The sequence below is a fragment of the Citrobacter amalonaticus genome (assembly GCF_018252635.1).
Lineage (GTDB): Bacteria > Pseudomonadota > Gammaproteobacteria > Enterobacterales > Enterobacteriaceae > Citrobacter_A > Citrobacter_A amalonaticus_E.
Map to the genome: position 1 here is coordinate 932503 of NZ_JAGTXM010000001.1, position 26403 is coordinate 958905.

At 52.4% G+C, this 26403-nt stretch carries 29 protein-coding genes and 1 other annotated feature; of the genes, 15 read left to right on the forward strand and 14 right to left on the reverse strand.

All coding sequences use genetic code 11. The features are described 5' to 3' along the window. Window positions 1–361 precede the first annotated feature (361 nt). The gene (gene smpB / locus KE671_RS04320; RefSeq protein ID WP_042325938.1) at window positions 362–844 is read right to left on the reverse strand and encodes an SsrA-binding protein SmpB; all 483 of its coding nucleotides are present in this window, start codon (window positions 842–844) and stop codon (window positions 362–364) included. Window positions 845–1013: 169 nt separating this feature from the next. Between smpB and KE671_RS04325 the strand changes: the two genes are divergently transcribed. After that, window positions 1014–1451, forward strand: a complete 438-nt coding sequence (locus KE671_RS04325; protein ID WP_206161858.1) for a type II toxin-antitoxin system RatA family toxin — start codon at window positions 1014–1016, stop codon at window positions 1449–1451. Continuing rightward, the gene (locus KE671_RS04330; RefSeq protein ID WP_206161859.1) at window positions 1441–1731 is read left to right on the forward strand and encodes an RnfH family protein; all 291 of its coding nucleotides are present in this window, start codon (window positions 1441–1443) and stop codon (window positions 1729–1731) included. Before KE671_RS04325 ends, KE671_RS04330 begins: the two co-directional genes overlap by 11 nt. Window positions 1732–1785: 54 nt before the next feature. Here the strand turns inward: KE671_RS04330 and bamE are convergent, their stop codons facing one another. The 3 genes from bamE to nadK form a co-directional block, all read right to left on the reverse strand. Next, a complete protein-coding gene (gene bamE, locus KE671_RS04335; protein ID WP_046485434.1) occupies window positions 1786–2130 on the reverse strand; it encodes an outer membrane protein assembly factor BamE in 345 nt (114 codons plus the stop codon). A 149-nt stretch (window positions 2131–2279) separates the two neighbouring features. Then, window positions 2280–3941 carry a DNA repair protein RecN gene (gene recN, locus KE671_RS04340; RefSeq protein WP_206161860.1) on the reverse strand — a complete coding sequence of 554 codons (1662 nt, stop codon included), beginning with the start codon at window positions 3939–3941 and terminating at the stop codon, window positions 2280–2282. A gap of 85 nt (window positions 3942–4026) precedes the next feature. Then, window positions 4027–4905, reverse strand: a complete 879-nt coding sequence (gene nadK, locus KE671_RS04345; protein ID WP_042325929.1) for an NAD(+) kinase — start codon at window positions 4903–4905, stop codon at window positions 4027–4029. Window positions 4906–5027: 122 nt separating this feature from the next. On the opposite strand from nadK, the gene grpE reads away from it, so the two are divergent. Further along, on the forward strand, window positions 5028–5621 hold the full coding sequence (gene grpE, locus KE671_RS04350; protein ID WP_206161861.1) for a nucleotide exchange factor GrpE: 594 nt from the start codon (window positions 5028–5030) through the stop codon (window positions 5619–5621). Window positions 5622–5702: 81 nt separating this feature from the next. Here grpE and KE671_RS04355 read toward each other — a convergent pair whose 3' ends face one another. Then, entirely contained in the window at window positions 5703–6989 is a 1287-nt protein-coding gene (locus KE671_RS04355; protein ID WP_206161920.1) for an HlyC/CorC family transporter, read from the reverse strand. Between the two features lie 19 nt (window positions 6990–7008). Further along, entirely contained in the window at window positions 7009–7800 is a 792-nt protein-coding gene (locus KE671_RS04360; protein WP_206161862.1) for a cytochrome C assembly family protein, read from the reverse strand. Between the two features lie 165 nt (window positions 7801–7965). On the opposite strand from KE671_RS04360, the gene ffh reads away from it, so the two are divergent. The 7 genes from ffh to KE671_RS04395 all read left to right on the forward strand — a co-directional run bounded on the left by ffh (window position 7966) and on the right by KE671_RS04395 (window position 13561). Then, window positions 7966–9327: a signal recognition particle protein gene (gene ffh, locus KE671_RS04365; protein ID WP_206161863.1), complete on the forward strand. Its 1362-nt coding sequence runs from the start codon at window positions 7966–7968 to the stop codon at window positions 9325–9327. Between the two features lie 253 nt (window positions 9328–9580). Further along, window positions 9581–9829 (forward strand): 30S ribosomal protein S16, encoded by a 249-nt coding sequence (gene rpsP, locus KE671_RS04370; protein ID WP_042325918.1) that lies wholly within the window; start codon window positions 9581–9583, stop codon window positions 9827–9829. Between the two features lie 18 nt (window positions 9830–9847). Continuing rightward, on the forward strand, window positions 9848–10396 hold the full coding sequence (gene rimM / locus KE671_RS04375; RefSeq protein WP_042325915.1) for a ribosome maturation factor RimM: 549 nt from the start codon (window positions 9848–9850) through the stop codon (window positions 10394–10396). Window positions 10397–10440: 44 nt separating this feature from the next. Then, a complete protein-coding gene (trmD, locus tag KE671_RS04380; RefSeq protein ID WP_206161864.1) occupies window positions 10441–11208 on the forward strand; it encodes a tRNA (guanosine(37)-N1)-methyltransferase TrmD in 768 nt (255 codons plus the stop codon). A 40-nt stretch (window positions 11209–11248) separates the two neighbouring features. After that, window positions 11249–11596, forward strand: a complete 348-nt coding sequence (gene rplS / locus KE671_RS04385; RefSeq protein WP_012134695.1) for a 50S ribosomal protein L19 — start codon at window positions 11249–11251, stop codon at window positions 11594–11596. A gap of 107 nt (window positions 11597–11703) precedes the next feature. Beyond that, complete coding sequence (locus KE671_RS04390; protein WP_206161865.1) at window positions 11704–12147, forward strand: DUF2946 domain-containing protein; 444 nt, start codon at window positions 11704–11706, stop codon at window positions 12145–12147. 55 nt (window positions 12148–12202) lie between these two features. Beyond that, window positions 12203–13561, forward strand: coding sequence for a PepSY-associated TM helix domain-containing protein (locus KE671_RS04395; RefSeq protein ID WP_206161866.1), 1359 nt, complete (start codon window positions 12203–12205; stop codon window positions 13559–13561). A gap of 3 nt (window positions 13562–13564) precedes the next feature. Here KE671_RS04395 and KE671_RS04400 read toward each other — a convergent pair whose 3' ends face one another. From KE671_RS04400 to KE671_RS04415, 4 genes are all read right to left on the reverse strand, one after another. Beyond that, the gene (locus tag KE671_RS04400) at window positions 13565–14047 is read right to left on the reverse strand and encodes an OmpA family protein (RefSeq protein ID WP_206161867.1); all 483 of its coding nucleotides are present in this window, start codon (window positions 14045–14047) and stop codon (window positions 13565–13567) included. 15 nt (window positions 14048–14062) lie between these two features. After that, on the reverse strand, window positions 14063–15286 hold the full coding sequence (dgcN, locus tag KE671_RS04405) for a diguanylate cyclase DgcN (RefSeq protein WP_206161868.1): 1224 nt from the start codon (window positions 15284–15286) through the stop codon (window positions 14063–14065). Next, complete coding sequence (locus KE671_RS04410; protein WP_206161869.1) at window positions 15279–15797, reverse strand: YfiR family protein; 519 nt, start codon at window positions 15795–15797, stop codon at window positions 15279–15281. Before KE671_RS04410 ends, dgcN begins: the two co-directional genes overlap by 8 nt. A gap of 140 nt (window positions 15798–15937) precedes the next feature. Next, window positions 15938–16312, reverse strand: a complete 375-nt coding sequence (locus tag KE671_RS04415) for a DUF2799 domain-containing protein (RefSeq protein ID WP_206161870.1) — start codon at window positions 16310–16312, stop codon at window positions 15938–15940. A gap of 214 nt (window positions 16313–16526) precedes the next feature. Between KE671_RS04415 and aroF the strand changes: the two genes are divergently transcribed. Further along, window positions 16527–17597, forward strand: coding sequence for a 3-deoxy-7-phosphoheptulonate synthase AroF (aroF, locus tag KE671_RS04420; protein WP_042325901.1), 1071 nt, complete (start codon window positions 16527–16529; stop codon window positions 17595–17597). A gap of 10 nt (window positions 17598–17607) precedes the next feature. After that, complete coding sequence (gene tyrA / locus KE671_RS04425; protein WP_206161871.1) at window positions 17608–18729, forward strand: bifunctional chorismate mutase/prephenate dehydrogenase; 1122 nt, start codon at window positions 17608–17610, stop codon at window positions 18727–18729. Between the two features lie 102 nt (window positions 18730–18831). On the opposite strand, the gene pheA is transcribed toward tyrA, so the two are convergent. The 4 genes from pheA to bamD form a co-directional block, all read right to left on the reverse strand. Further along, window positions 18832–19992: a bifunctional chorismate mutase/prephenate dehydratase gene (gene pheA / locus KE671_RS04430; protein ID WP_206161872.1), complete on the reverse strand. Its 1161-nt coding sequence runs from the start codon at window positions 19990–19992 to the stop codon at window positions 18832–18834. A gap of 22 nt (window positions 19993–20014) precedes the next feature. Continuing rightward, window positions 20015–20139 (reverse strand) — a sequence feature (Phe leader region). Then, window positions 20091–20138: a pheA operon leader peptide PheL gene (pheL, locus tag KE671_RS04435; protein WP_001386991.1), complete on the reverse strand. Its 48-nt coding sequence runs from the start codon at window positions 20136–20138 to the stop codon at window positions 20091–20093. Its footprint overlaps the feature before it by 48 nt. A gap of 102 nt (window positions 20140–20241) precedes the next feature. Continuing rightward, window positions 20242–20580: a ribosome-associated translation inhibitor RaiA gene (gene raiA / locus KE671_RS04440; RefSeq protein WP_024130845.1), complete on the reverse strand. Its 339-nt coding sequence runs from the start codon at window positions 20578–20580 to the stop codon at window positions 20242–20244. A 270-nt stretch (window positions 20581–20850) separates the two neighbouring features. After that, entirely contained in the window at window positions 20851–21588 is a 738-nt protein-coding gene (gene bamD, locus KE671_RS04445) for an outer membrane protein assembly factor BamD (protein ID WP_044255229.1), read from the reverse strand. A gap of 131 nt (window positions 21589–21719) precedes the next feature. On the opposite strand from bamD, the gene rluD reads away from it, so the two are divergent. The 3 genes from rluD to clpB all read left to right on the forward strand — a co-directional run bounded on the left by rluD (window position 21720) and on the right by clpB (window position 26131). Further along, the gene (gene rluD, locus KE671_RS04450; RefSeq protein ID WP_206161873.1) at window positions 21720–22700 is read left to right on the forward strand and encodes a 23S rRNA pseudouridine(1911/1915/1917) synthase RluD; all 981 of its coding nucleotides are present in this window, start codon (window positions 21720–21722) and stop codon (window positions 22698–22700) included. After that, window positions 22697–23428, forward strand: a complete 732-nt coding sequence (gene yfiH, locus KE671_RS04455) for a purine nucleoside phosphorylase YfiH (protein WP_206161874.1) — start codon at window positions 22697–22699, stop codon at window positions 23426–23428. The genes rluD and yfiH overlap by 4 nt, the downstream gene beginning before the upstream one ends. A gap of 129 nt (window positions 23429–23557) precedes the next feature. Further along, on the forward strand, window positions 23558–26131 hold the full coding sequence (gene clpB / locus KE671_RS04460; protein ID WP_206161875.1) for an ATP-dependent chaperone ClpB: 2574 nt from the start codon (window positions 23558–23560) through the stop codon (window positions 26129–26131). Window positions 26132–26403 lie beyond the last annotated feature (272 nt).

Below are 26403 nucleotides of genomic sequence, written 5' to 3' on the forward strand. Positions count from 1 at the left end.
AGTGAAATATATACGGTTCTGCACCGGTTGGTGAAGTAAAACGGCGCGGCATAAAAAGAAGATGTTGCTTATCTTGATGTATTAAAATGAGTTTTTTATGTCAGCAAAGCGGAGGGGTAATTGATTTCTCGCACGAATTGTATTGGTATTCCGAAATCTTAAAAGGTCAAAAAAAATTATTTGAAGTATTAGATAATTGGACTATGGGAATAATATAATTATGTCTGAGGATATATTCTTGACAGTTTCATGTTTCAGCAAAAAAAGAAAAAAAATGAAAAAGAGAATATATTTTTGGAGATTCAAGGAGTAAATAATAATGACCTACCCCGAATGCGAGGCAGGTCACATAATAACACCGTTAGCGACCGGCGTTTTTCATAATGCGCGCTTTATCCAGTTGCCATTCACGTTCTTTCAGGTCGGAACGTTTGTCATGCTGTTTCTTCCCCTTCGCCACGCCAATTTTGACTTTGCACCAGGCATTCTTCCAGTACAGAGAAAGGGCGACAACGGTGTAGCCTTCACGATTCACGCGGCCATACAGTGAGTCAAGTTCACGCTGATTCAGCAGCAGTTTACGGGTGCGAGTGGGATCGCACACCACGTGCGTGGAGGCCACCGCCATCGGCGTAAAGTTAGCGCCGAACAGGTAAGCTTCACCGTCTTTCAGGATCACATAGCTGTCGCCGATGTTGGCTTTACCGGCGCGCAGGGATTTCACTTCCCACCCTTGCAGAGCAAGTCCCGCTTCGAACTCTTCTTCGATAAAGTATTCATGTCGCGCGCGCTTGTTGAGCGCGATGGTGGCTGAGCCAGGTTTGTGTGCTTTTTTCTTCGTCATAGTGCCGCTCAGTATAGGTAATCTGGAATCGAAAAACACCCCATTTCATCCTTCGGGGCGCAAGGGGATATCTTAGCATGAACAAGGTTGTACCCTGTTGCGGGATAGCGTTTTTTTTACCTTGCGATAAATGGTATTATTTGTTCGATTTTTGTTGATGGAAATAGCTATGCCGCAGATTAGTCGAACCGCGTTAGTCCCTTACAGTGCGGAACAGATGTATCAGTTAGTGAATGATGTTCAGTCCTATCCCCAGTTTTTACCTGGTTGCACCGGCAGCCGTGTTCTTGAGTCTACGCCAGGACAGATGACGGCCGCGGTGGATGTTTCTAAGGCGGGGATCAGTAAGACGTTCACCACGCGAAATCAGTTAACCAGTAACCAGAGCATCCTGATGCAACTGGTCGACGGTCCGTTTAAGAAACTGATTGGCGGCTGGAAATTTACGCCGCTGAGTACGGATGCCTGTCGCGTTGAGTTCCATCTCGATTTTGAGTTTACCAATAAGCTGATCGAGCTGGCGTTTGGCCGTATCTTCAAAGAGCTGGCATCGAATATGGTGCAGGCCTTTACGGTTCGAGCCAAAGAGGTTTACCGTGTCGCCTAAGATTGTCGTTGAGGTGGCCTATGCGCTGCCTGAGAAACAGTACCTGCAACGGGTGACGCTGCAGCCGGGAGCAACGGTCGAAGAGGCTATCCGCGCGTCGGGGTTACTGGAACTGCGCACCGATATCGATCTGACGAAAAACAAAGTCGGAATCTACAGCCGTCCGGTTAAACTGGCGGATGTGTTACAGGATGGTGACCGGGTAGAAATCTACCGCCCTCTGATTGCCGATCCGAAAGAGTTGCGCAGGCAGCGGGCAGAGAAATCGGCAAGAAAATAGCAGATAACAAAAAAGGTGCTCACGGAGCACCTTTTTTGTTATCTGAAGACAAGCTTACTGGTTGTCGGTCAGTGCAGGCTTATTATCGATATTAGTCAATACACCGCTGCTGTTGAAGGTCAACGTCAGCGTTTGCTGCGTAACGCCTTCATGGCCCGGTTGTTGACGGAACACATAGAACCAGGTGTTGGTGCCAAACGGATCGGACATCATCGGCGTACCCAGCGCATAAGCAACCTGCTGTTGCGTCATGCCCACACGAATTTTGGATACATCGTTCGCGGTCAGATAGTTCCCCTGGTTGATATCAGGGCGGTAAACCACTCGCTCCAGAGTGGAACAGCCTGCGGTCAACATCAATAATACTGCTGCGGCAGCAGTCAGCGTTTTACAGCGCATAGTGATTTGATTCCTTTTCGGGCCCGAGCAGTACGTGGCTCATATGTAATATGCCGATGATAATAGACCTTTCACCACTTTAAAACCTTTTGCTTACGGGTCCGACGGCGTTTTTGTTGTCTACTCTGACCGTTAAGATGCAAAAAAGTTTACGCTGCCAGCAGTTCTTTCGCATTTGCGAGGGTGTTGCGCGTCACTTCGCTGCCACCCAACAGGCGCGCCAGTTCCTGCAACCGCGCGCGTTTATCCAACGGTTGCATATGCGTTTCAGTCATTTCACCGTCCGTCTCTTTGCTGACAAAAAAGTGCTGATGGCCGCATCCAGCCACCTGCGGAAGGTGGGTGACGCACATAACCTGTGTTGATTCACCGAGCTGGCGCAGCAGTTTCCCGACCACTGCGGCAGTTGGACCACTGATACCGACATCAACTTCATCGAAAATCAGCGCCGGGGTTTCCATCTTACGTGCGGTAATCACCTGAATGGCAAGAGCAATACGCGACAGCTCACCCCCAGAGGCCACTTTGGCAATCGGCTGCATCGGTTGGCCTGGGTTAGTCGTCACTTTAAACTCAACGCGATCTGCGCCGTCCTGGCTCAGATGGTGCTCATCAAACGCCACATCGATGGTGAAATGGCCGTGTGGCATAGAGAGTGAATGCATACTCTCGGTAATCAGGGTACTCAGCTCCCGGGCATAGTGCTGACGCTGCTCATGCAGCGCTTTCGCTGCTTCCAGCGCCTGCTGGCGATGTTTGTTCACGGCCAGCGTCAGTGTCTCCAGCGAGTCGGCCTGATCGTCGAGCTGCTGCTGTTCCTCCAGCAACGACTGATAATACTGCGGCAGTGCTTCCGGGCTGACGTGGTGTTTACGGGCCAGCGAAATTTGCTTCGAGATACGCTGTTCCAGTTCGAACAGGCGATTAGGGTCTAAATCCAGACGATCGCAATAGTGGCGCAGTTCGTCGCTGGCTTCCGTTAGCTGAATGGTCGCCTCTTCCAGCATATCAAGAATGCCTGAGAGCTTACTGTCCATGCCGACCAGTTCACTAACCAGTTGTTTTGCGGTATAGAGCTGACTTTGTAAGTTAACGTCTTCTCCATCCGCCATCAGCGACAACGCATTCTGGCTGGTGGAGAGAAGCTGACCGCTGTTGGCCAGACGTTTGTACTCTTCATCAATCTGTTCAAATTCACCCGCCTGCGGGTTAAATTCGTTCAGCTCTTTAAGCTGATACTGCAGCAGTTCTGCACGAGCGGCCCGTTCCTGACTCAACTGCTGGTGATGCGCCAGATCACGACAGCTCTGATGCCAGAGTTGGTAACGCGTAGCCATCTCCTGCACCCGTACGGATTCATTCGCGTAGCCATCAAGCAGGGACTTTTGGTGTTCGGCTTTCGTCAGCAACTGATGCGCGTGCTGTCCGTGAATTTGAATGAGCAGTTGCCCCAGTTCGCGAAGCTGAGAGAGGGGAACCGCAGTCCCGTTGATAAAACCACGGGAACGCCCGTCGCTGCTGATCACGCGGCGAAGTAAACACTCACGTCCTTCTTCCAACTGGTTTTCTTCCAGCCAGCGCAGGGCGGCAGGGGTATCCTTCAATGAAAAACGGGCGCACAGGTCGGCACGGCTGGCGCCGGTCCGGACCATGTCGGCTTCCGCGCGACCGCCAAGGCACAGGCCAAGCGCATCAATTGCAATAGATTTACCCGCCCCGGTTTCACCGGTGATAACGGTCATTCCGCTCTGAAAATCGATTTCAAGTTCACGAACGATAGCAAAATTGCTGATGGTCAGTTGTGCCAACATAGTCGTTTTCCTGTATGAAAAACCATAACTGTAGTTACATACAGTATAAACTGGTTTTTTATACAGTAAAGAGGTTGGCGTTAAATTAGAATAATTTTTTTGACCAGCCCAGCTTGGTACTTAATGTATTGAAATAACTGTAATCTTTGGGGTGGATGAGATTCAGATGATAGTCACAGCGGCGGATCAGCACATCTTCACCTTCCTGGATCGGTAGCGCAATCTGGCTGTCACAGCTGATTTCGAGATCGTTACGGCGGTGCGAGAAGCGCAGCCGAATGGTGCTGCTGCTGTTAATGACCAGCGGGCGTGCCGAAAGGGTGTGCGGAAACATCGGCACCAGCGTGATGGCATCAAGTGATGGCGTCAGAATTGGGCCGCCGGCCGACAGGGAATAGGCAGTAGAACCGGTAGGTGTTGAGATGATCAGACCGTCAGAACGCTGAGAGAAGGCAAAGCTTTCGTCAATATAGACTTCAAACTCAATCATGTGCGCGACTTTGCCGGGATGCAGCACAACTTCGTTGATGGCGGTACTGATGCGCTTCTGGCAGTCCTTCTGACATACCTGCGCTTCCAGCAGAAAGCGTTTTTCCGCAACGTAATGGCCTTCCAGCACGTCAGCGAGTTGTTGCTGCGCGTTATCAGGATCAAGGTCGGTCAGAAAGCCGAGATTGCCACGGTTAATACCGATCACTTTGATATCGTAACGTGCCAGGGTACGTGCTGCGCCGAGCATGTTGCCGTCGCCGCCGACGACGACGGCGAGATCCGCCTGCTGGCCAATTTCCGCCAGGGTGCCAATTTTCACATTCTTCAACTGCAACTCGTGAGCGATTTGCTGCTCGACAATGACCTCATACCCTTTCGTGCATAACCAGCGGTAGAGCATTTCATGTGTTGTAAGTGCCGTGGGGTGACGAGGATGTCCCACAATGCCGATACACTTGAAATGATTATTCATTTTTTCGAGGTCCTTGTGATGAAGATTGATGACAATGTGAGTGCTTCCCTTGAAACCCTGAATCTGATCCCCATAATAAGCGAAGTTAGCGAGATGAATGCGAAAAAAACGCGGAGAAATTCATGAGTAGTAAAGAACAGAAAACGCCTGAGGGGCAAGCCCCGGAAGAAATTATCATGGATCAGCACGAAGAAGTTGAGGCGGTTGAATCAGACGCTTCTGCTGAGCAGGTGGATCCGCGCGATGAAAAAATTGCGAATCTGGAAGCACAGCTTAGCGAAGCTCAAAATCGTGAACGTGATGCGGTGCTGCGCATAAAAGCGGAAATGGAAAACCTGCGTCGTCGTACTGAACAGGACGTTGAGAAGGCGCATAAGTTCGCGCTGGAGAAATTCGTCAACGAACTGCTGCCGGTGATTGATAGCCTGGATCGTGCGCTGGAAGTGGCGGACAAAGCCAATCCGGATATGAAACCGATGGTGGAAGGGATCGAACTGACCCTGAAATCAATGCTGGATGTGGTGCGCAAGTTTGGCGTTGAAGTCATCGCTGAAACGAACGTTGCGCTGGATCCTAACGTGCATCAGGCGATTGCGATGGTCGAGTCTGAAGACATCGCGCCGGGTAACGTGCTGGGTATTATGCAGAAAGGCTATACGCTGAACGGGCGTACGATCCGTGCGGCGATGGTGACGGTTGCGAAAGCGAAAGGTTAATCTTTCGGCTATTTATATTGCCGGATGGCGCTGACGCGTATCCTGCTTACGGCCCGTTGGAATATCCACGGGCCGTCTTTATTACTCCGCCACACTTTCCCGCAGCGGTTTAACGGGTAACACTTTGACCTGTTTAATCATATTCTCCTGGACATCGAGAATATCGATATCGTACTGACCGATGCGCACGCGAGTGCCCGCAATCGGGATCTCTTCCAGCGCTTCCAGAATCACGCCATTTACCGTACGCGCGTCGTCTTCTGGCAGATGCCAGTTAAACGCTTTATTAATTTCCCGCACGTTGGCGCTGCCATCGATGATCACCGAACCGTCATTTTGCGGCGTAACTTCCTCCGCAAGCGTTGGGGACATTGAGGTGGTAAAGTCGCCAACAATCTCTTCGAGAATATCTTCCACTGTGACCAGCCCCTGAATATCGCCATACTCATTGACGACCAGGCCAACTTTCTTTTTATTGCGCTGAAATTTGATGAGCTGCGTGCTAAGCGGTGTGCCCTCAGGGACAAAGTAAATTTCATCGGCGGCGCGTAGCATGGTTTCTTTGGTGAACTCTTTCTTTTCCGACATTAACCGCCAGGCTTCACGGACGCGCAGCATGCTGATAGCGTCATCGAGCGAATCCCGGTACAGCACAATACGCCCGTGGGGTGAGTGTGATAACTGACGCACGATTGACTTCCAGTCGCCATTAATATCAATACCGATAATTTCGCTGCGCGGCACCATGATGTCGTCAACGCTGACCTTTTCCAGATCGAGCACTGACAACAGCATATCCTGATTACGCCGGGAGATTTGCGCGCGGGATTCATTCACGATGGTGCGCAGTTCGTCTTTACTCAGTGAACCACTGATGACGATATCAGTTTTAATACCCATCATGCGCATCAGCAATCGGGTGATGGTGTTGAGCAGCCAGACCAACGGCATCATCAGGATCTGCAACGGCGCCAGCAGGAAGCTGCTGGGATAGGCCACCTTTTCCGGGTACAGCGCCGCAATGGTTTTGGGCAGAACTTCGGCAAACACCAGCACGACGAAGGTCAGTACGCCGGTGGCGATGGCGACGCCCGCATCGCCATACAAACGCATACCGACAATGGTGCCGAGCGCCGAGGCAAGGATATTGACCAGGTTATTACCAATCAGCACCAGGCTTATCAGACGATCGGGTTTACGCAGCAATTTTTCAACGCGCTTTGCCGGACGATTCCCCTGTTTAGCCAGGTGGCGTAAGCGGTAGCGATTCAGGGTCATCATTCCGGTTTCAGAGCCGGAAAAATAGGCGGAGATGACCACCATGACGATCAGTGTGACGATCAGCGTGGTGGTGGAGATGTGTTCCAGGGGGCGCCTCCTTTAAGGCTTAGCTGACAAATTGCTGCAAAATTCGGCTACCGAAGTAGGCCAGCGTCAGGATCCCGGCGCCTGCGACGTTAAACCACACGACACGCCGACCGCGCCAGCCTTCATGATAATGCCCCCACAACAGAACAATATAGACAAACCATGCGATGATCGAGAGCACCGCTTTGTCGATATTTTCCATGCTGAATAGATTGTGCATGTAAAACAGGCCAGTACACAAAGTGAGCGTCAACAGGACCACGCCAATCTGCGTGATGTGGAACATCTTGCGCTCGATGCTCATCAGCGGCGGCATTTCATTATTGAACGCCAGCTTTTTGTTTTTAAGCTGATAGTCGATCCAGGCGAGTTGCAGCGCGTATAGCGCAGCGATAATGAGCGTTGCATAGGAGAACAGCGACAGACCGATGTGGATCATCATCCCCGGCGTGGCTTCGAGATGGGTGATGAATTCGTTCGGCATGAAGGTCGCGAAGGCCAGATTGATCAGCGCGAAGGCATAGACCACTGGCAGCAACAGCCAGCCACGGTTGCGCGAGGCGACGATCGTCATCACGGTACAAATCATCAGGCTAACCAGCGAGCCGACGTTCAGCAGGCTCAGGTTTTGTCCGCTATCGCCACCCGGCAGAATGCGAGCTTCAAGCGCAACGGCGTGACACACCAGCGCGACAACCGCAGAAAGAATAGCCATACGCCGCCAGCCGCTGTTTTTTTGCAACAGCGCGGGAATAATCAGCGCAAGGCTGACGGAGTAGGCGACAAGGGCGAGCAGAGCAAAAACGGGCATAATGATGTCGACAGTTGGCCAGTGAGAAAGAGAAGCAGTATAGCGTTACGTGACCGTGGCTCCAACCGTTGCATAACAACAAAGACGGCTTCATGTTATACTGCGACAAATTTATGTTTATGTGTCGCTTGAGCGACCAACCGTTTCCACCCCAGGCGAGAGACAATGTTTGATAATTTAACCGATCGTTTGTCGCGCACGCTGCGCAATATCAGTGGCCGCGGACGCCTTACTGAAGACAACGTTAAAGAGACGCTGCGCGAAGTGCGCATGGCGCTGCTGGAGGCTGACGTTGCGCTGCCGGTAGTGCGAGAGTTTATCAATCGCGTAAAAGAGAAAGCGGTTGGACATGAAGTTAACAAAAGCCTGACGCCAGGGCAGGAGTTCGTCAAGATTGTCCGTAACGAACTCGTGGCGGCGATGGGCGAAGAAAACCAGAGCCTGAATCTGGCGGCGCAGCCGCCGGCCGTGGTGCTGATGGCGGGCCTGCAGGGTGCCGGTAAAACCACCAGCGTCGGTAAGCTGGGCAAATTTCTGCGCGAGAAGCACAAGAAGAAAGTGCTGGTCGTCTCTGCCGACGTGTATCGCCCGGCGGCGATCAAACAGCTGGAGACGCTGGCAGAGCAGGTTGGCGTTGATTTCTTCCCGTCGGATGTCGGCCAGAAGCCGGTCGATATCGTTAATGCGGCGCTGAAAGAAGCCAAACTTAAGTTCTACGACGTGCTGCTGGTAGATACCGCCGGTCGTCTGCACGTTGACGAAGCGATGATGGACGAAATCAAACAGGTTCATGCTTCTATCAATCCGGTAGAAACCCTGTTTGTGGTCGACGCGATGACCGGTCAGGATGCGGCGAATACCGCGAAGGCGTTCAATGAAGCGCTGCCGCTGACCGGTGTGGTGCTGACCAAAGTCGATGGTGACGCCCGTGGCGGTGCTGCGCTCTCTATTCGTCACATCACCGGCAAACCGATCAAATTCCTCGGCGTGGGCGAGAAAACCGAGGCGCTGGAGCCGTTCCACCCGGACCGTATCGCGTCACGTATTCTCGGCATGGGCGACGTGCTGTCGCTGATCGAAGATATCGAAAGTAAAGTTGACCGTGCGCAGGCTGAGAAGCTGGCGACGAAACTGAAAAAGGGCGATGGTTTTGATCTGACCGACTTCCTGGAACAGTTGCGCCAGATGAAAAACATGGGCGGTATGGCAAGTCTGATGGGCAAGCTGCCGGGCATGGGGCAGATCCCGGACAACGTTAAGTCACAGATGGATGACAACGTGCTGGTGCGCATGGAGGCGATCATCAATTCGATGACGCTGAAAGAGCGCGCGAAGCCGGAAATCATCAAAGGGTCCCGTAAACGCCGTATCGCACAGGGTTGCGGTATGCAGGTGCAGGACGTTAACCGTCTTCTGAAACAGTTCGACGACATGCAGCGCATGATGAAGAAGATGAAGAAGGGCGGGATGGCCAAAATGATGAGAAGTATGAAAGGGATGATGCCGCCAGGCTTCCCAGGCCGCTAATCTTTAAGACCTGGCTCATTTGCCATTTCGGCACCGGGGTGTGCTCGCCATCCTCACGTACTGCGTGTACGCTCCGGTGGCTGTGCGCACGCCGGCACCGAACTGGCTGCACCGCCGACGGCCTTTTGCCGCAGTGTTATTAACTGCTGATTGCAATTTCCCCAGAAATCAGTAAAATTTTCGGGCTTTTAATATGACACCGGGCTCCGTTCCTCGATGGGGCCCGGTTGTTTTATTCACACAAGAGGATGTTATGGTAACTATTCGTTTAGCTCGTCACGGCGCTAAAAAGCGTCCGTTCTACCAGGTTGTTGTTACTGACAGCCGTAACGCACGTAACGGTCGCTTCATTGAGCGCGTTGGCTTCTTTAACCCAATCGCTAGCGAAAAAGAAGAAGGCACTCGCCTGGATCTGGATCGCATCGCTCACTGGGTTGGCCAGGGCGCGACCATTTCTGATCGCGTAGCTACGCTGATCAAAGAAGTAAGCAAAGCAGCTTAATCTGTCACGGTGGTCATGATGAGCAAGCAACTCACTGCGCAAGCACCCGTGGACCCGATTGTCTTAGGGAAAATGGGATCGTCTTACGGTATTCGTGGTTGGCTCAGAGTGTTTTCTTCCACTGAAGACGCCGAAAGCATTTTTGACTATCAGCCCTGGTTTATCCAGAAGGCGGGTCAGTGGCAGCAAGTACAGCTGGAAAGCTGGAAGCACCACAATCAGGATCTGATCATCAAGCTGAAAGGCGTTGAAGATCGGGATGCTGCGAATCTGTTGACCAATTGCGAGATTGTCGTGGATTCTACGCAACTGCCAAAACTGGAAGAGGGTGACTACTACTGGAAAGACCTGATGGGCTGCCAGGTAGTGACCACAGAAGGTTACGATCTCGGTAAAGTCGTCGATATGATGGAAACCGGATCGAATGACGTCATTGTCATTAAGGCAAACCTGAAAGATGCGTTTGGTATCAAGGAGCGCCTCGTGCCGTTCCTCGATGGGCAGGTTATCAAGAAAGTCGATCTCACTACGCGGACTATCGAAGTAGATTGGGATCCTGGTTTTTAAACCACCGGATAAGCGGTAAATGACGGCGTGATGGGGATTGGCTTGTGTTTATAGGTATCGTTAGCCTGTTTCCAGAAATGTTTCGTGCAATTACCGATTACGGGGTAACTGGCCGGGCTGTTAAAAATGGCCTGCTGAACATCCAGAGCTGGAGTCCTCGTGACTTCACGCATGACCGGCACCGTACCGTGGACGATCGTCCTTACGGCGGCGGACCGGGGATGTTAATGATGGTACAACCCTTACGGGATGCCATTCATGCAGCAAAAAGCGCGGCGGGTGAAGGCGCTAAGGTGATTTATCTGTCACCTCAGGGACGCAAGCTTGATCAAGCAGGCGTCAGCGAACTGGCCACGAATCAAAAGCTGATTCTGGTCTGTGGTCGCTACGAAGGTATAGATGAGCGCGTGATCCAAACCGAAATTGACGAAGAATGGTCAATCGGCGATTACGTTCTCAGCGGTGGAGAGTTACCGGCAATGGTACTGATTGACTCCGTTTCCCGGTTTATTCCGGGGGTTCTGGGTCATGAGGCATCGGCAACGGAAGATTCCTTTGCGGAGGGGTTGCTGGACTGCCCGCACTATACCCGACCTGAAGTGTTAGAAGAGATGGATGTCCCGGCAGTGTTACTGTCAGGAAACCATGCTGAGATACGTCGCTGGCGCTTGAAACAGTCGCTGGGCCGCACCTGGCTTAGAAGACCTGAACTTCTGGAAAACCTGGCTCTGACTGAAGAGCAAGCAAGGTTGCTGGCGGAGTTCAAAACGGAACACGCACAACAGCAGCATAAACATGATGGGATGGCGTAAGCCCCCGATTATCAGTTTACCCAGGATAAGAGATTAAATTATGAGCAACATTATTAAGCAACTTGAACAAGAGCAGATGAAGCAGGACGTACCTTCCTTCCGTCCGGGTGATACCGTGGAAGTGAAAGTATGGGTTGTTGAAGGTTCCAAAAAACGTCTGCAGGCATTCGAGGGCGTGGTTATCGCTATTCGTAACCGCGGTCTGCACTCTGCATTCACTGTTCGTAAAATTTCCAACGGCGAAGGCGTTGAGCGTGTCTTCCAGACTCACTCTCCGGTTGTTGACAGCATTGCTGTTAAACGTCGTGGTGCCGTTCGTAAAGCTAAACTGTACTACCTGCGTGAGCGTACTGGTAAGGCTGCTCGTATCAAAGAGCGTCTTAACTAAGATATCGCTCAGGCGACATCCTGTTAGAAGGGCTGGCCAGTTGGCTGGCCCTTTTTTTGTCCCCGTAACACTCACAACGTTAACCTGTAGTTCATAAATCATTTACAATGCCCTCGTTCTCTTCGGGAGGGACAGTGAATAACGCGACATTTCATCAGTCTGGTTTTCAGCGGCACGCGGCATGTCTCGCGTTGTTTGCGATCCTGCTGATTGTCGTCGCCCCGCTAATCTCCGTTGCGCTGCAAAAAGACCCAATGAGCGCGATGCCGGGTATGCACCATGAGATGAGTTCGATGCCAAAGCACGCCGGGCATCACGGTGATTCTCCTCCAGTCCCGCTGGCTGTCGATCACGGCGAAGCCTGTGGTTACTGTGTGTTACTGGCTCATGTCCCAGGACTTATTCTGGCGCTGATGATTCTGCTCTGCGTCGTTCTGCTCAGAGCGCAATGCAAACCCATTCGTCCAACGATTAAACACTGGTACTTCTTCCCCTGGCTATATCCAGATACGCGCGCGCCGCCGCGCAGGTCCTTGCTTTCCTGTTTCTGAAAATAAGACTGGCGCATAAGCGTCACGATATCTTTTGCTTTTTCTGAGGAAAAGTATGGCAACCTGCACACCGCGCGCGGCATGGATAACACTGCTGCGACGCCTTCATTTCTATATCGGCCTGTTTGTCGGGCCATTTATCTTTGTTGCCGCGCTGACCGGCACGCTGTATGTGGCCACACCACAACTGGAAGAGGCCATTTACACACAGGCACTTAACGGGACGACTCAGGGAGAACCGCAATCGTTGGCAGCGCAGATTGCGATCGCGCAGCAGGTGACCGGTGGACACCAGCGCCTGCATGCTGTCCGCCCCGGACTGGAACCGGGGGATACCACGCGCGTCATGTTTTCCGACCCGGCGCTGGCGGCATCTGAACATCGGGCCATTTTTATCGATCCGATAACCCTGGCCGTTAAAGGCGATATGCCGGTGTACGGCACCAGCGGTATCCTCCCGCTGCGGCAGTGGATTGATTATGCCCACCGTTCGCTACTGTTAGGGGAGGTCGGGCGTCTCTACAGTGAACTGGCGGCATCCTGGATGTGGGTAGCTGCGCTGGGTGGCATTACGCTCTGGTCGGTAACGCGTCCCCGACGCCGGTTGAACAATCCGGTACAAAACCACCGGCGCCTGCACGTGACGCTGGGGTGGCTGTTGTTCGTCGGAATGTTGCTGTTTTCAGCTACCGGTCTGACCTGGTCGCAGTGGGCAGGCGGCAACGTGGATAAAATGCGTGCGGCGTTTGGCTGGCTTACGCCACAGCTTAACGCTCAACTCCACGGCGCTCGTACGCTCCAGGATGAGCATGCAGATCACCATGGCGGCAAGATGATGCCTGCGGCCCAGGTGAATATCCGTCAGTTCGATACGGTATTACAGACCGCGCAAACCGCAGGGCTCAATGCGCTTCGGCTGGAAATTCGCCCGCCGAAGGATGCGCAACACGGCTGGACGGTAACGGAAATCGATCGCCGCTGGCCTACGCAGGTTGATGCCGTTGCCGTTGACCCGACGACGCTGCAGGTGAGCGATCGCACCCGGTTTGCCGACTTCCCGCTGATGGCGAAATTGACGCGTTGGGGCGTCGATTTTCATATGGGTATTCTGCTTGGATTGCCGAATCAACTGCTATTGATCGGTTTTGGCGTCGGCCTTTGTCTGACGATCGTGATTGGCTATCGGCTGTGGTGGATCCGTCGTCCTGCCAGCCCATCAGCCAGCCCGGGGCAGACGCTGGTTCAAAGCTGGCTCATGCTGAGCGTTTGGGGACGTGTGGGTGTCGGGGGGTTGGCGATTGCGCTCGGACTGGCCATGCCGGTGCTGGGGGGAAGTCTGTTGCTGTTTATGCTGGTCGACTGGCTGCGCTGGGTTCACGCGTCACGTGTGGTATTCACGCAGTCAGCCGACTGAGGACTAAGGCGTGCTGATGACCACGGCGACTCGGCGGTTTTCAGCGCGACCTTTCGCCGACTGGTTGCTGGCGATGGGGTGTTTCTTTCCTAATCCCTGAGTGGTCAGATTGGTGCGCGGGATCTTCGCGCCCTCTGACCACGCGTCCGCCACGACATTGGCGCGTTTGAGTGATAGCGCCTCATTGTAGCTATCCTCACCATAGTTATCGGTATGCCCATCCATACGCGCATGATTCAGACCTACTGAGGCCAGACGAGCGGCCATCGACTGGATCTGCTGCTGGCTTTCCGCACGCAGCTTGTAATCATTCTTATCAAACAGGATGGTGTCGGAAAGCCCCAGCGACCAGTCTCCCGCGGATTCAGTAAATCCGTACGATTGCATGGCCGCTACCTGCTCAGGAGTGAATTTTCCCTGTGGAGCCTGACAGCCTGTCAGCAGTAGCGTGGCAAGAATGAGTGGAGATAAAAGACGCTTAAGCATGTGTGCATTCCTTATTTATTTAATCGAGCGCTCTGTGCGCTGATGTTTAGCCTGATACATATTGCGATCGGCCAGTTCTTGCAATTTCTCGGCGGAAGCGTGCTCCCAGGTCAGCGCGTAACCCATACTCAACGTCATACTGACTAAATGCCCATTATGCAGGTCAAAAGGACGATTAAACTCCTGTGCCAGCGCGGCGCTGATTCGCTGGACTTCATAGTCTGAATGGACACCGTAAAGCACGACGGCAAACTCATCGCCGCCGAGGCGATAAGGGATATGGCGGTTGCCACCAAATTCAGCCAGTCGCCTGGCGACTTCAATCAGTACGCGATCGCCTGCGGCATGCCCCCAGGTGTCATTCACGAATTTGAAGTTATCACCATCAAGGAACAGCAGCGCGGAGCTGCTGCGAGCGGAACTGTCGTTCATCAGCGCGCTGATGCTGCTACGGAAAGCCGCCCGGTTTGCCAACCCGGTTAGCGGATCATGCAACGCCGTTCGCAGTAATTGTGCATTTTTGGCCTGTAGACGCAGCTGCCACTCTTCCATTTCATCGAGCAGGCTGTTGAAGTCCTGGGCAAAATTATGGAACTCTTCAATCCGCTCTTCAGAGACGCGACGGGAGAAATTACGGTTGGTACGTACATCGTGCACCACCTCGGTGATATTTTGTAGTGCCTCAACCACGCCACGATGCAGATGACGCGTCAGCACAATAGCGATACCGGAGGCCAGCAGAATTGATCCTGTAAGGACTGCCAGAGAAAGCCAGATGAAGTGGCTGATTAAGCTGTCGCGTGCGGTGAGTCGAACTTCACCAATAATTTCACCACTGTGCCAGACGGGCTGGGAGACGGGTAAGGGAAAGAGCCAGTGACTAATCAAATCCCCCAGCTTATCGTCGTTCTCCTGCGCGTTGTAACGCCAGGAGGCAATGACATTCTGATTATTGTCACGAACTTCAGCGACGGAAAATTGACCCTGCTGCCCGAGCGCGGCCAACGTTTCGGCGGCGGCGGCATCATCAGTGAATACCAGCGCGGCTTCCAGGCTGTGGGTCATTGTCGCCGCCGTGAGCTCGAGGTTTCTTTGCGCATACTGTTTTAACGTCAGTACCGAGGCCACACACAGCAGCAGCCAGATCAGCGTCATGGTCACGATCACGCTGGTGATGTTGATGCGTCGCAACGCTCGCTTAAATGTGGGACGGGAGGTAGGGGAAAGATCCTTATCCATTTTTTTTATTCCGTGCGAGCATTAATACATCCGGATTGACTCTTACGCCACTTCGCGACAAAGAATCCAGATTAACGGCGAATCTGACATCATTATTGTTAATAATTAGACAAAAGGTACTACCAATAATGCATTCGGCATTCTGTTCTGCAATTAATAACAACGCCTTAGACGGATATTTATTTGTTAATTCAACCTGAGCAGTGGGAGATTCACTGCCGAAATAAACACCATCACAACGCGCAGTTAATGCTTCTTGTTCGGTGTTAATAATGACGGGTTGGTAAGGCAGCGACGTATCACTGCTGTCTCCTAGTACGCTGGCGAACCGGGAAGACGAGAAAATACACAATCTGGGCGGCCCTGAGAGGGCAGGCCAGCGCGTATAACTGACAATCCCAGAGACCATGGTGCGAACGTTCTTCGCCGCATCAGGGATGTCATTCGCATAAACTGGCGACCCTGCCAGTAACAGCACTAACAGTATCAGGCGTCGGTGAGAAGTAAACATAACGATTTCCTCACCAGCATCTTTTATCAGTCATCAAAATACATCCATGTTTTGTTTAAAGCAAAATAGCATTATTTTTGCGGGGCGTCATTATACCTCGTGGATTAACGCATACGCCTTAAGCTAAATCTGACAAAATATTAATTCAGACGTATTGAGCCAGCATTTTCATCGGCACCTTGTTGCCATGCTTCACGCAATTGACTGGCATTTTCTACAGTATCGCAACTGGCAGGGAAGGTTTTCCCCGTTACGCCTCTGGCATAGGCAAAATTTTGCTGACAGGTTTTACGTTGACCTTCCGCATAGCCTTTTAGGTATTGCGCACGATCCACCTCCGGGTCGTTAAAGCTATCGGCCAGCGTTTCATCATCTTTAACCGCAACGCCGGAAATCGCGTCTTCGATACCTGCGTCATACCAGTTGGTGCTGGTCCATGTTGGTGCGTGGGTGTAAGGATCGATCTGACAGCCACTGAGCAGAAAAATGACTGCGATACTGACTCTTGTCGTCATTGCCTGTTCTCCTGTTTTTTCAAAGCATAGCGGATCTTGTAACAATTATGTGTAAATTATTTTGTACGAATAAGCGGGCTTTAAATCGAACAAATATCACTACTGTAACGTAATGTTTACGTATTTTGGATTGATATCTTTACTCGTTGTGTTATCGTTACGTCATCCTCCCTGAGGAAAACTATCGCAAACGAGCTAAAACAGGATCGCCATCATGCAAAAAGACGCGCTGAACAACGTACACATTACCGACGAACAGGTTCTGATGACCCCGGAACAACTCAAAGCGGAATTCCCGCTGAGCCTGGCGCAAGAGGCGCAAATCGCCCAGTCGCGCAAAACCATTTCTGACATTATTGCCGGTCGCGATCCGCGTCTGTTAGTGGTGTGCGGCCCGTGTTCCATTCACGATCCTGAAACGGCCCTGGAATATGCTCGTCGATTTAAAGCCCTTGCCGCAGAGGTCAGCGATAGCCTCTATCTGGTGATGCGCGTCTATTTTGAAAAACCCCGTACCACCGTTGGCTGGAAAGGGTTAATTAACGATCCTCATATGGATGGCTCTTTTGACGTTGAAGCCGGTCTGAAAATTGCGCGTCAGCTGCTGCTTGAACTGGTTAATATGGGACTGCCGCTGGCGACGGAAGCGCTGGATCCGAACAGTCCACAGTACCTGGGCGATCTCTTTAGCTGGTCGGCGATCGGCGCGCGTACCACAGAATCACAAACGCACCGTGAGATGGCGTCGGGTCTGTCGATGCCGGTAGGTTTCAAAAACGGCACCGACGGCAGCCTGGCTACGGCGATCAACGCCATGCGCGCGGCGGCGCAGTCACACCGTTTTGTCGGTATTAACCAGGCGGGGCAGGTTGCGTTGTTGCAAACCCAGGGGAACCCGGACGGGCATGTGATCCTGCGTGGTGGCAAAGCGCCTAACTATAGCCCGGCAGATGTCGCCCAGTGCGAAAAAGAAATGGAGCAGGCGGGACTGCGACCGTCACTGATGGTAGATTGCAGTCATGGTAACTCCAATAAAGATTACCGTCGTCAGCCTGCCGTGGCGGAGTCGGTGGTTGCGCAAATTAAAGATGGCAACCGCTCAATCATCGGGCTGATGATTGAAAGTAATATTCACGAAGGCAACCAGTCCTCCGAGCAACCGCGCAGCGAGATGAAGTACGGCGTGTCCGTTACCGATGCCTGCATTAGCTGGGAAATGACGGACGCGTTACTGCGTGAAATTAACAAAGACTTGAACGGCCAGTTGGCGGCGCGCCAGGCTTAAGAGGTTCGTTATGGTTGCTGAGTTGACCGCATTACGCGATCAAATTGATGAAGTAGACAAGGCGTTGCTGGATTTACTGGCGCGCCGTCTGGAACTGGTGGCTGAGGTTGGTGAAGTTAAAAGCCGCTTTGGCCTGCCGATTTACGTACCGGAGCGCGAAGCCTCGATGCTGGCTTCGCGTCGCGCGGAAGCCGAAGCGCTCGGCGTGCCGCCGGATCTGATTGAAGATGTGTTGCGTCGGGTGATGCGTGAATCCTACTCCAGTGAGAACGATAAGGGGTTTAAGACGCTGTGCCCTTCGCTGCGACCCGTGGTGATTGTCGGCGGTGGCGGGCAGATGGGACGGTTGTTCGAGAAAATGCTCACCCTGTCGGGTTATCAGGTGCGGATCCTCGAACAATATGACTGGGATCGTGCGCAGGAGATTGTCGCTGATGCCGGCATGGTGATCGTCAGTGTCCCGATCCATCTGACGGAATCGGTGATCGGCAGGTTACCGCCTTTGCCAGCCGATTGTATTCTGGTCGATCTGGCGTCGGTGAAAAACGGCCCGTTACAGGCAATGCTGGCGGCGCACGATGGCCCGGTGCTTGGTCTGCACCCGATGTTTGGTCCGGACAGCGGCAGCCTGGCAAAACAGGTGGTGGTCTGGTGCGATGGGCGAAATCCGGAAGCGTATCAGTGGTTCCTGGAGCAGATTCAGGTCTGGGGGGCGCGGTTGCACCGCATCAGCGCCGTCGAACACGATCAGAACATGGCGTTTATTCAGGCGCTGCGCCACTTTGCGACTTTTGCCTATGGTCTGCATCTGGCAGAAGAAAACGTGCAGCTTGAACAGTTGCTGGCGCTCTCTTCGCCGATTTATCGTCTTGAGCTGGCGATGGTGGGGCGACTGTTTGCTCAGGACCCGCAGCTTTATGCCGATATCATTATGTCGTCGGAGAGCAATCTGGCGCTCATTAAGCGCTACTACAAACGTTTTGGCGAAGCGATCGGTCTGCTGGAGCAGGGGGATAAACAGGCGTTTATCGATAGCTTCCGCAAAGTGGAGCACTGGTTTGGCGATTACGCGAAACGCTTCCAGAGCGAAAGTCGTACGCTGTTACGCCAGGCGAATGACAGTCGACAGTAATGGCTGGATGATGCCGGATGGCGACGCGCAAGCGACTTATCCGGCCTACGCAACATAAACAGCAGGCCGGCCGGGCACAGCGCCCTCCGGCCTTGTTACACGTTAGCTCGGTTCGACCGGCACCACGTTCTCACTGGGATAGCAGCCCAGCACCTTCATCGAGCGAGTAATCTCCCCCAGTTCTTTAAGCGCTTTTTGCATTTCTGAGGATTCCAGGTTGGCCTGGATGTCGAGATAAAACATCTCTTCCCACGGATTGCCGTGTATGGGGCGGGATTCCAGTTTGGTCATGATCAGATTGTGATTACGCATCACCAGCAATGCTTCTACCAGCGCGCCTGCCTGTTGTCCTGTCGCCATCAACAGCGTAGTTTTCGCGGGCACCTGGTCAGAAACGTTGATCGCTTTACGTGCCAGCACGATGAAACGAGTGATGTTCTGTGTCTGATTCGCTTCGATGCGTTCCAGAACCTGTAAACCATGCAGCACGCCACCGGCTTCGCTTCCGAGCGCAGCAACGCGCGGAGAATTTGCCTGAGCGACCTTTTCCATTGCCGCGGATGTGCTTTCGGTGTACTCAATTTTCCAGTGCGGATAACGACTGAGGAACTTGCTGCACTGCTGGAACGGCTGTGGATGGCTGTATACCGTCTCAATGGTGTCGAGGTCGGTGGTACCGGAAACCAGCACGCAGTGGTCGATAGTCACAGTCATCTCGCCCACAATGGATAGACTGGTGTGCTGAAGCAGATCGTAGACATCGTTAATTCCGCCGGAGCTGGTATTTTCAATGGGCACGACGGCGTAATCGGCCTGGCCGGTTTCGACCTGATTAAATATGTCGGCAAATTTCGCACAACCGCTCTCAATAAACTGCTCAAAATGACGCGCAGCGTACTGACGTGCCGCGAGATGGGAGTAAGAGCCTTTTGGCCCCAGGAACGCCACGCGTGCTGAATGCGGATTGATCTTATTCAGATGTTGCTGGAGCAGCGCCTGCTGGGTGAGAACGGAATCTTCGATGATGAGTTGAAAAAGTCGGGTAATGTAGTGCGCATCCAGATGATGGGCTTTGCCAAGCGTAATCAATCTGTCCAGCAAATCGCGCTCGCGGTCGATATCCCGCACCGGGCGATGGGATTCAAGCTTGGCTTTGCCGACTTCAACCGCCAGCCCACGTCGCTCGGCCAGTAACGCCAGCAATTTTGCATCCAGCGCGCTGATTTTATCGCGCAGCGCCAGTAATGGGTTTTCCGATGTCATAGTGTTGCCTTTATTGTTATCAATAAAAAAGGCCTCCCGATGTGGGAGGCCTTATTGTTCGTCTTCGCATTCTTTTTCACACGACGAAAGCCTCCCATTCAGGGGAAGGTAAAAAAGAATGCGAAGAAGAACGGGGTGTGTTTCATAACAGTTTCCTTAAGTGAAGTAAGTAAAGTACCCGTACTGATTTCACCCTGTCAACAAAAAACGCGCCCGAAGGCGCGTTGGCGATACACTCAATGTAAGGGACTACTCTTCTTCTGCTTCGACGAAGTTGGCGTCTTTTACTGAAGTTGTTGCACGACGGGCTTCGCCTTTGTGCTGCACTTTATTGAGCTGCCGTTCCAGCTTGTTGATCAAATCGTTAATAGCGGCATACATATCTTCGTGTTTTGCGCTGGCGACCAGATGTCCGTTCGGTGTATTGATGGTGGCATCAGCGATGAAACCCTGTGGCTCCTTGGACAGAATGATATGTGGATTAATTAGATGAGTTTGCCATTTTTCAAGTTTGGCGAGACGGTCTGCGACATGTTGGCGAATTGCCGGAGTAATTTCCATTTGTTTACTGGTAATGTTCATTGTCATACATTTTACCTCTTGTCTTTCCCGTCTTGGTGATTCCAGCATACCGTTCCTAATGTCAAAATGTGTGATTTAAATCACATTATTTTGTCACTTTTTGTCAAGGGTACCTTTTTGTGAGTTATCGCAGGAAGAGGTGATTTTTCACTTGAGGAAAGCCAGAAAGCAGGCCATATTTGATGAGTTGCGTCACGCAAAAGTCATCAGCGCCACGACGCGAATGGATATAAAAACGGCAGCTCCAGAGCTGCCGTTTTTGCATCTGAAAATCGATCAGGTGTTGCTGCTGTTGGCGGCGATAATCTTCGCCACTTTGTCAGCCTGCGCCGTCATCTGCATTTCGCGATAGGCATTTTCCATCAGCGGCAGGGCATCACGCGTTGCCTGCGTATCCGGGAAATCGCGTAACATACCTTCTACACGGTTAACCACGGCAACCCATGCACCACGCTGGGTATAGTAATCCGCAACGGAGTACTCATACTTCGCCAGACGATCTTTCAGGAACACCAGACGTTTGGTGGCGTCGGTAGTGTACTGGCTGTTCGGATACCCGCGAACCAGCTTCGAAAAGTCATTGAACGCCGCGCGCGCATGCTGAGGGTCACGGTCGCTACGATCGACACCAAAGAACCCTTGTAATGCGCTGTCATCTAACGCCATATTGGTCAGGCCACGCATATACATGACATAATCAATGTTAGGATGAGTCGGATTCAGGCGGATAAAGCGATCGATGGCAGCCTGAGCAAGCGGCAGATCGGCGTTTTTGTAGTAGGCGTAGATGAGATCTAATTGCACCTGCTGAGAATAGGGACCAAATGGATAGCGGTTATCCAACGCTTCCAATTGCGTTATTGCCTGTTTCCAGTTACCGTCCTGCAGCTTTTGCTGAGCAGTCGCGTAGATTTCATTAGGCGGATTATCGGGCACCTCTTCCTTTGAACCAGAGCAACCCGCCAAAAACAGGCTCAACGTGGCTGCTGCCACCAGATATTTCATGCGCGTCATGACGTTTTGACTTTCCTCAAAATGTTTTACGGGAGATTCTCTGTTCCTGCTCCCGGTTAAGACCAGCTACAATAGCACACTATATTAAACGGCAAAGCCGTAAAACCCAACGTTAAACGAAGAAGCTGTATATGGCACAACGAGTACAACTCACCGCAACGGTATCCGAAAATCAACTCGGTCAACGCTTAGATCAAGCTTTAGCCGAAATGTTCCCTGATTATTCGCGATCGCGCATAAAAGATTGGATTCTTGATAAGCGCGTGTTGGTCAACGGTAAACTTTGCGACAAACCAAAAGAAAAAGTGTTAGGCGGAGAACGGATCGCCATCGATGCCGAAATCGATGAAGAAATCCGCTTCGAGCCTCAGGATATCCCACTGGATATCGTTTATGAAGATGATGACATCATTGTTATCAACAAACCACGCGATCTGGTTGTTCACCCTGGCGCGGGCAACCCGGACGGCACGGTTCTGAATGCGTTACTGCATTATTATCCGCCGATTGCTGACGTGCCACGTGCAGGTATTGTCCATCGTCTGGATAAAGACACCACAGGGTTAATGGTGGTCGCGAAAACCGTTCCGGCGCAAACGCGGCTGGTGGAAGCGCTGCAACTGCGAGAGATCACCCGTGAATATGAAGCGGTGGCGATCGGTCACATGACAGCGGGCGGCACGGTGGAAGAACCCATTAGCCGTCATCCGACAAAGCGTACTCATATGGCGGTGCACCCCATGGGGAAACCGGCGGTGACGCACTATCGCATCATGGAGCATTTCCGTGTGCACACGCGTCTGCGGCTGCGTCTGGAAACGGGACGTACGCACCAGATCCGCGTGCACATGGCGCATATTACCCATCCGCTGGTGGGCGATCAGGTATACGGCGGCCGTCCACGTCCGCCGAAAGGCGCGTCGGAGGCGTTTATCTCAACATTGCGTAAATTCGACCGTCAGGCGCTGCATGCCACCATGCTGCGTCTGTATCACCCGATTTCAGGTATCGAAATGGAATGGCATGCGCCGATCCCGCAGGATATGGTTGAACTGATTGACGCAATGCGCGCCGATTTTGAAGAGCATAAGGATGACGTGGCCTGGCTATGAGTGAGCTTATTGTCCCGCAGTGGCCCTTGCCGAAAAGTGTGGCGGCCTGTAGTTCGACCCGCACCGGCGGCGTGAGTTTGCCGCCGTACGATGCATTAAATCTGGGGGCCCACTGTGGCGATAACCCAGAGCATGTCGAAGAGAACCGCCGACGCCTGTTTACTGCGGGCAATCTGCCGTCAAAACCGGTCTGGCTGGAGCAGGTTCACGGGAAAGACGTCCTGAAGCTGACTGGCGAGCCTTACGCCTCTAAACGGGCGGATGCGTCATACAGTAATACGCCGGGCACCGTTTGTGCGGTGATGACGGCGGACTGTCTGCCCGTCCTCTTTTGTAATCGGGCAGGAACGGAGGTGGCGGCAGCCCATGCGGGCTGGCGTGGATTATGTGAAGGCGTACTGGAAGAGACGGTGGCCTGCTTTGCTGATAAGCCTGAAAATATTCTTGCCTGGTTAGGCCCGGCGATAGGTCCTTCGGCGTTTGAAGTCGGACCAGAGGTACGTGAGGCGTTTCTTGCAAAGGATGCTAACGCACATAGCGCCTTTGTGCCGCACGGTGAAAAATATCTGGCGAATATTTATCAGCTTGCGCGTCAACGCCTGACAAATGTCGGCGTTGAGCAAATCTATGGTGGCGACCACTGTACTTTTAGTGAAAATGAGACTTTCTTCTCTTATCGTCGCGACAAGACCACGGGGCGTATGGCAAGTTTTATTTGGCTGATATAACCTAAAGAATCAAGACGATCCGGTACGCGTAATTTTCTTTTCACATAATTCAGGTCAATAACCTTGAATAATTGAGGGATGACCTCATTTAATCTCCAGTAGCAAATTTGACCTATTATGGGAGGAGTTATGCGTCTGGATCGTCTTACTAACAAATTCCAGCTTGCTCTTGCCGATGCCCAGTCGCTCGCACTGGGGCACGACAACCAATTCATCGAACCTCTTCATTTAATGAGCGCCTTGCTGAATCAGGAAGGGGGATCGGTACGTCCTTTATTAACCTCTGCCGGTATTAATACCGGACAGCTACGCACCGCCATCGATCAGGCGCTGAGCCGTTTACCGCAGGTGGAAGGCACCGGCGGCGATGTCCAGCCCTCTCAGGATCTGGTGCGTGTACTGAATCTTTGCGACAAGCTGGCGCAAAAACGAGGGGACAACTTTATTTCGTCAGAACTGTTCGTTCTGGCGGCGCTTGAGTCACGCGGCACGCTGCCCGATTTACTGAAATCGGCTGGCGCAACGACCGCCAATATTACTCAGGCAATTGAACAAATGCGCGGAGGTGAAAACGTGAATGACCAGGGGGCTGAAGACCAACGTCAGGCCTTGAAAAAATACACTGTCGATCTGACCGAGCGTGCTGAACAGGGCAAACTTGACCCGGTTATCGGCCGTGATGAAGAGATCCGCCGGACCATTCAGGTACTGCAGCGTCGTACTAAAAACAACCCGGTATTAATCGGGGAGCCGGGCGTCGGTAAAACGGCGATTGTTGAAGGACTGGCACAGCGAATCATTAATGGTGAAGTCCCTGAAGGGTTGAAAGGCCGTCGCGTACTGGCACTGGATATGGGCGCGCTGGTGGCAGGGGCAAAATACCGTGGTGAATTTGAAGAACGCTTAAAAGGCGTACTCAACGATCTCGCTAAACAGGAAGGGAATGTCATCCTGTTTATCGATGAATTGCACACCATGGTGGGCGCGGGTAAAGCTGATGGCGCAATGGATGCCGGGAACATGCTGAAACCGGCGCTGGCGCGTGGGGAACTGCACTGCGTAGGGGCGACAACGCTCGACGAGTATCGGCAGTACATCGAAAAAGATGCGGCGCTGGAACGTCGTTTCCAGAAAGTGTTTGTAGCAGAGCCGTCAGTGGAAGATACCATTGCGATACTGCGTGGTCTGAAAGAGCGTTATGAACTGCATCACCATGTGCAAATCACTGACCCGGCGATCGTCGCGGCAGCCACACTGTCTCATCGGTACATTGCCGATCGCCAGTTGCCGGATAAAGCTATCGACCTGATCGATGAAGCGGCATCCAGCATCCGCATGCAGATCGACTCTAAGCCAGAAGAACTGGACAGACTTGACCGCCGCATTATCCAGCTCAAACTGGAACAGCAGGCGTTGATGAAAGAGTCTGATGAGGCGAGCAAAAAACGTCTCGACATGCTTAATGAAGAGCTGGAAGACAAAGAACGCCAGTACTCTGAATTAGAAGAAGAGTGGAAAGCGGAAAAAGCGTCGCTCTCCGGAACACAAACGATTAAAGCCGAGCTGGAACAGGCGAAGATTGCCATTGAACAGGCGCGTCGTGTGGGCGATCTGGCGCGGATGTCCGAACTGCAGTACGGCAAAATCCCTGAGCTTGAAAAACAGCTGGAAGCCGCGACGCAGTTGGAAGGTAAAACTATGCGTCTGTTGCGTAATAAAGTGACGGATGCGGAAATTGCTGAAGTGCTGGCGCGATGGACCGGTATTCCGGTCGCGAGAATGCTGGAAGGCGAGCGCGAGAAACTGTTGCGTATGGAGCAAGAGTTACACAGTCGTGTGATTGGGCAGAACGAAGCGGTAGAAGCGGTATCGAATGCGATTCGTCGTAGTCGTGCGGGTCTTGCCGATCCAAACCGTCCGATTGGTTCATTCCTGTTCCTCGGCCCAACCGGGGTCGGTAAAACCGAACTGTGTAAAGCGCTGGCAAACTTTATGTTTGATAGCGATGACGCGATGGTACGTATCGACATGTCCGAGTTTATGGAGAAACACTCTGTATCACGTCTTGTCGGGGCGCCTCCGGGATATGTCGGTTATGAAGAAGGCGGTTACCTGACAGAAGCGGTTCGTCGTCGTCCTTATTCCGTTATCCTGCTTGATGAAGTTGAGAAAGCGCATCCTGATGTGTTCAACATTCTTCTGCAGGTCCTGGACGATGGCCGTCTGACCGATGGGCAGGGAAGGACGGTCGATTTCCGTAATACGGTGGTGATTATGACCTCTAACCTGGGGTCCGATCTGATTCAGGAACGCTTCGGCGAGCTGGATTACAGCCATATGAAAGATCTGGTATTAGGTGTGGTGAGTCACAACTTCCGCCCGGAATTCATAAACCGTATAGATGAGGTTGTTGTATTCCATCCGTTGGGTGAACAACACATCGCGTCAATTGCGCAGATCCAGTTGCAGCGTCTGTATAAACGTCTGGAAGAGCGTGGCTATGAAATCCACATTTCCGACGAGGCACTGAAACTGCTGAGCGCGAATGGTTATGATCCGGTGTATGGGGCTCGTCCGTTGAAACGGGCAATCCAGCAACAGATTGAAAACCCGCTGGCGCAGCAAATTCTGTCCGGAGAGTTAATTCCAGGCAAAACAATTCGCCTTGAAGCAAACGGCGATCGGATTGTTGCAGTTCAGTAATCCATCGTGAAATTAAAAACGGGCTCTTCGGGGCTCGTTTTTGTTTGATAAATGCGCAAAAGGGGGCGTTAATTAGGCGATTTGCCTGGAAAGTGAGCGTTTAATAAGTTTTTTGTATTTTTGACTTGTCAGCCCGAAATAACTCCCTATAATGCGCCTCCACTGACACGGAACAACGGCACGCAAGCCGCCGGGTCAGCGGGGTTCTCCGGTGAAAACCAGCGATGAACACCCACAGAGAAAAGCAAAATAAATGCTTGACTCTGAAGCGG

Bases quoted from the DNA above. Each gene is read 5' to 3' on its own strand.
- smpB (WP_042325938.1), bottom strand. From the start codon at position 844: ATGACGAAGAAAAAAGCACACAAACCTGGCTCAGCCACCATCGCGCTC.
- KE671_RS04325 (WP_206161858.1), top strand. From the start codon at position 1,014: ATGCCGCAGATTAGTCGAACCGCGTTAGTCCCTTACAGTGCGGAACAG.
- bamE (WP_046485434.1), bottom strand. From the start codon at position 2,130: ATGCGCTGTAAAACGCTGACTGCTGCCGCAGCAGTATTATTGATGTTG.
- recN (WP_206161860.1), bottom strand. From the start codon at position 3,941: ATGTTGGCACAACTGACCATCAGCAATTTTGCTATCGTTCGTGAACTT.
- nadK (WP_042325929.1), bottom strand. From the start codon at position 4,905: ATGAATAATCATTTCAAGTGTATCGGCATTGTGGGACATCCTCGTCAC.
- grpE (WP_206161861.1), top strand. From the start codon at position 5,028: ATGAGTAGTAAAGAACAGAAAACGCCTGAGGGGCAAGCCCCGGAAGAA.
- KE671_RS04360 (WP_206161862.1), bottom strand. From the start codon at position 7,800: ATGCCCGTTTTTGCTCTGCTCGCCCTTGTCGCCTACTCCGTCAGCCTT.
- ffh (WP_206161863.1), top strand. From the start codon at position 7,966: ATGTTTGATAATTTAACCGATCGTTTGTCGCGCACGCTGCGCAATATC.
- rpsP (WP_042325918.1), top strand. From the start codon at position 9,581: ATGGTAACTATTCGTTTAGCTCGTCACGGCGCTAAAAAGCGTCCGTTC.
- rimM (WP_042325915.1), top strand. From the start codon at position 9,848: ATGAGCAAGCAACTCACTGCGCAAGCACCCGTGGACCCGATTGTCTTA.
- rplS (WP_012134695.1), top strand. From the start codon at position 11,249: ATGAGCAACATTATTAAGCAACTTGAACAAGAGCAGATGAAGCAGGAC.
- KE671_RS04390 (WP_206161865.1), top strand. From the start codon at position 11,704: ATGCCCTCGTTCTCTTCGGGAGGGACAGTGAATAACGCGACATTTCAT.
- KE671_RS04395 (WP_206161866.1), top strand. From the start codon at position 12,203: ATGGCAACCTGCACACCGCGCGCGGCATGGATAACACTGCTGCGACGC.
- KE671_RS04400 (WP_206161867.1), bottom strand. From the start codon at position 14,047: ATGCTTAAGCGTCTTTTATCTCCACTCATTCTTGCCACGCTACTGCTG.
- dgcN (WP_206161868.1), bottom strand. From the start codon at position 15,286: ATGGATAAGGATCTTTCCCCTACCTCCCGTCCCACATTTAAGCGAGCG.
- KE671_RS04410 (WP_206161869.1), bottom strand. From the start codon at position 15,797: ATGTTTACTTCTCACCGACGCCTGATACTGTTAGTGCTGTTACTGGCA.
- KE671_RS04415 (WP_206161870.1), bottom strand. From the start codon at position 16,312: ATGACGACAAGAGTCAGTATCGCAGTCATTTTTCTGCTCAGTGGCTGT.
- aroF (WP_042325901.1), top strand. From the start codon at position 16,527: ATGCAAAAAGACGCGCTGAACAACGTACACATTACCGACGAACAGGTT.
- tyrA (WP_206161871.1), top strand. From the start codon at position 17,608: ATGGTTGCTGAGTTGACCGCATTACGCGATCAAATTGATGAAGTAGAC.
- pheA (WP_206161872.1), bottom strand. From the start codon at position 19,992: ATGACATCGGAAAACCCATTACTGGCGCTGCGCGATAAAATCAGCGCG.
- raiA (WP_024130845.1), bottom strand. From the start codon at position 20,580: ATGACAATGAACATTACCAGTAAACAAATGGAAATTACTCCGGCAATT.
- bamD (WP_044255229.1), bottom strand. From the start codon at position 21,588: ATGACGCGCATGAAATATCTGGTGGCAGCAGCCACGTTGAGCCTGTTT.
- rluD (WP_206161873.1), top strand. From the start codon at position 21,720: ATGGCACAACGAGTACAACTCACCGCAACGGTATCCGAAAATCAACTC.
- yfiH (WP_206161874.1), top strand. From the start codon at position 22,697: ATGAGTGAGCTTATTGTCCCGCAGTGGCCCTTGCCGAAAAGTGTGGCG.
- clpB (WP_206161875.1), top strand. From the start codon at position 23,558: ATGCGTCTGGATCGTCTTACTAACAAATTCCAGCTTGCTCTTGCCGAT.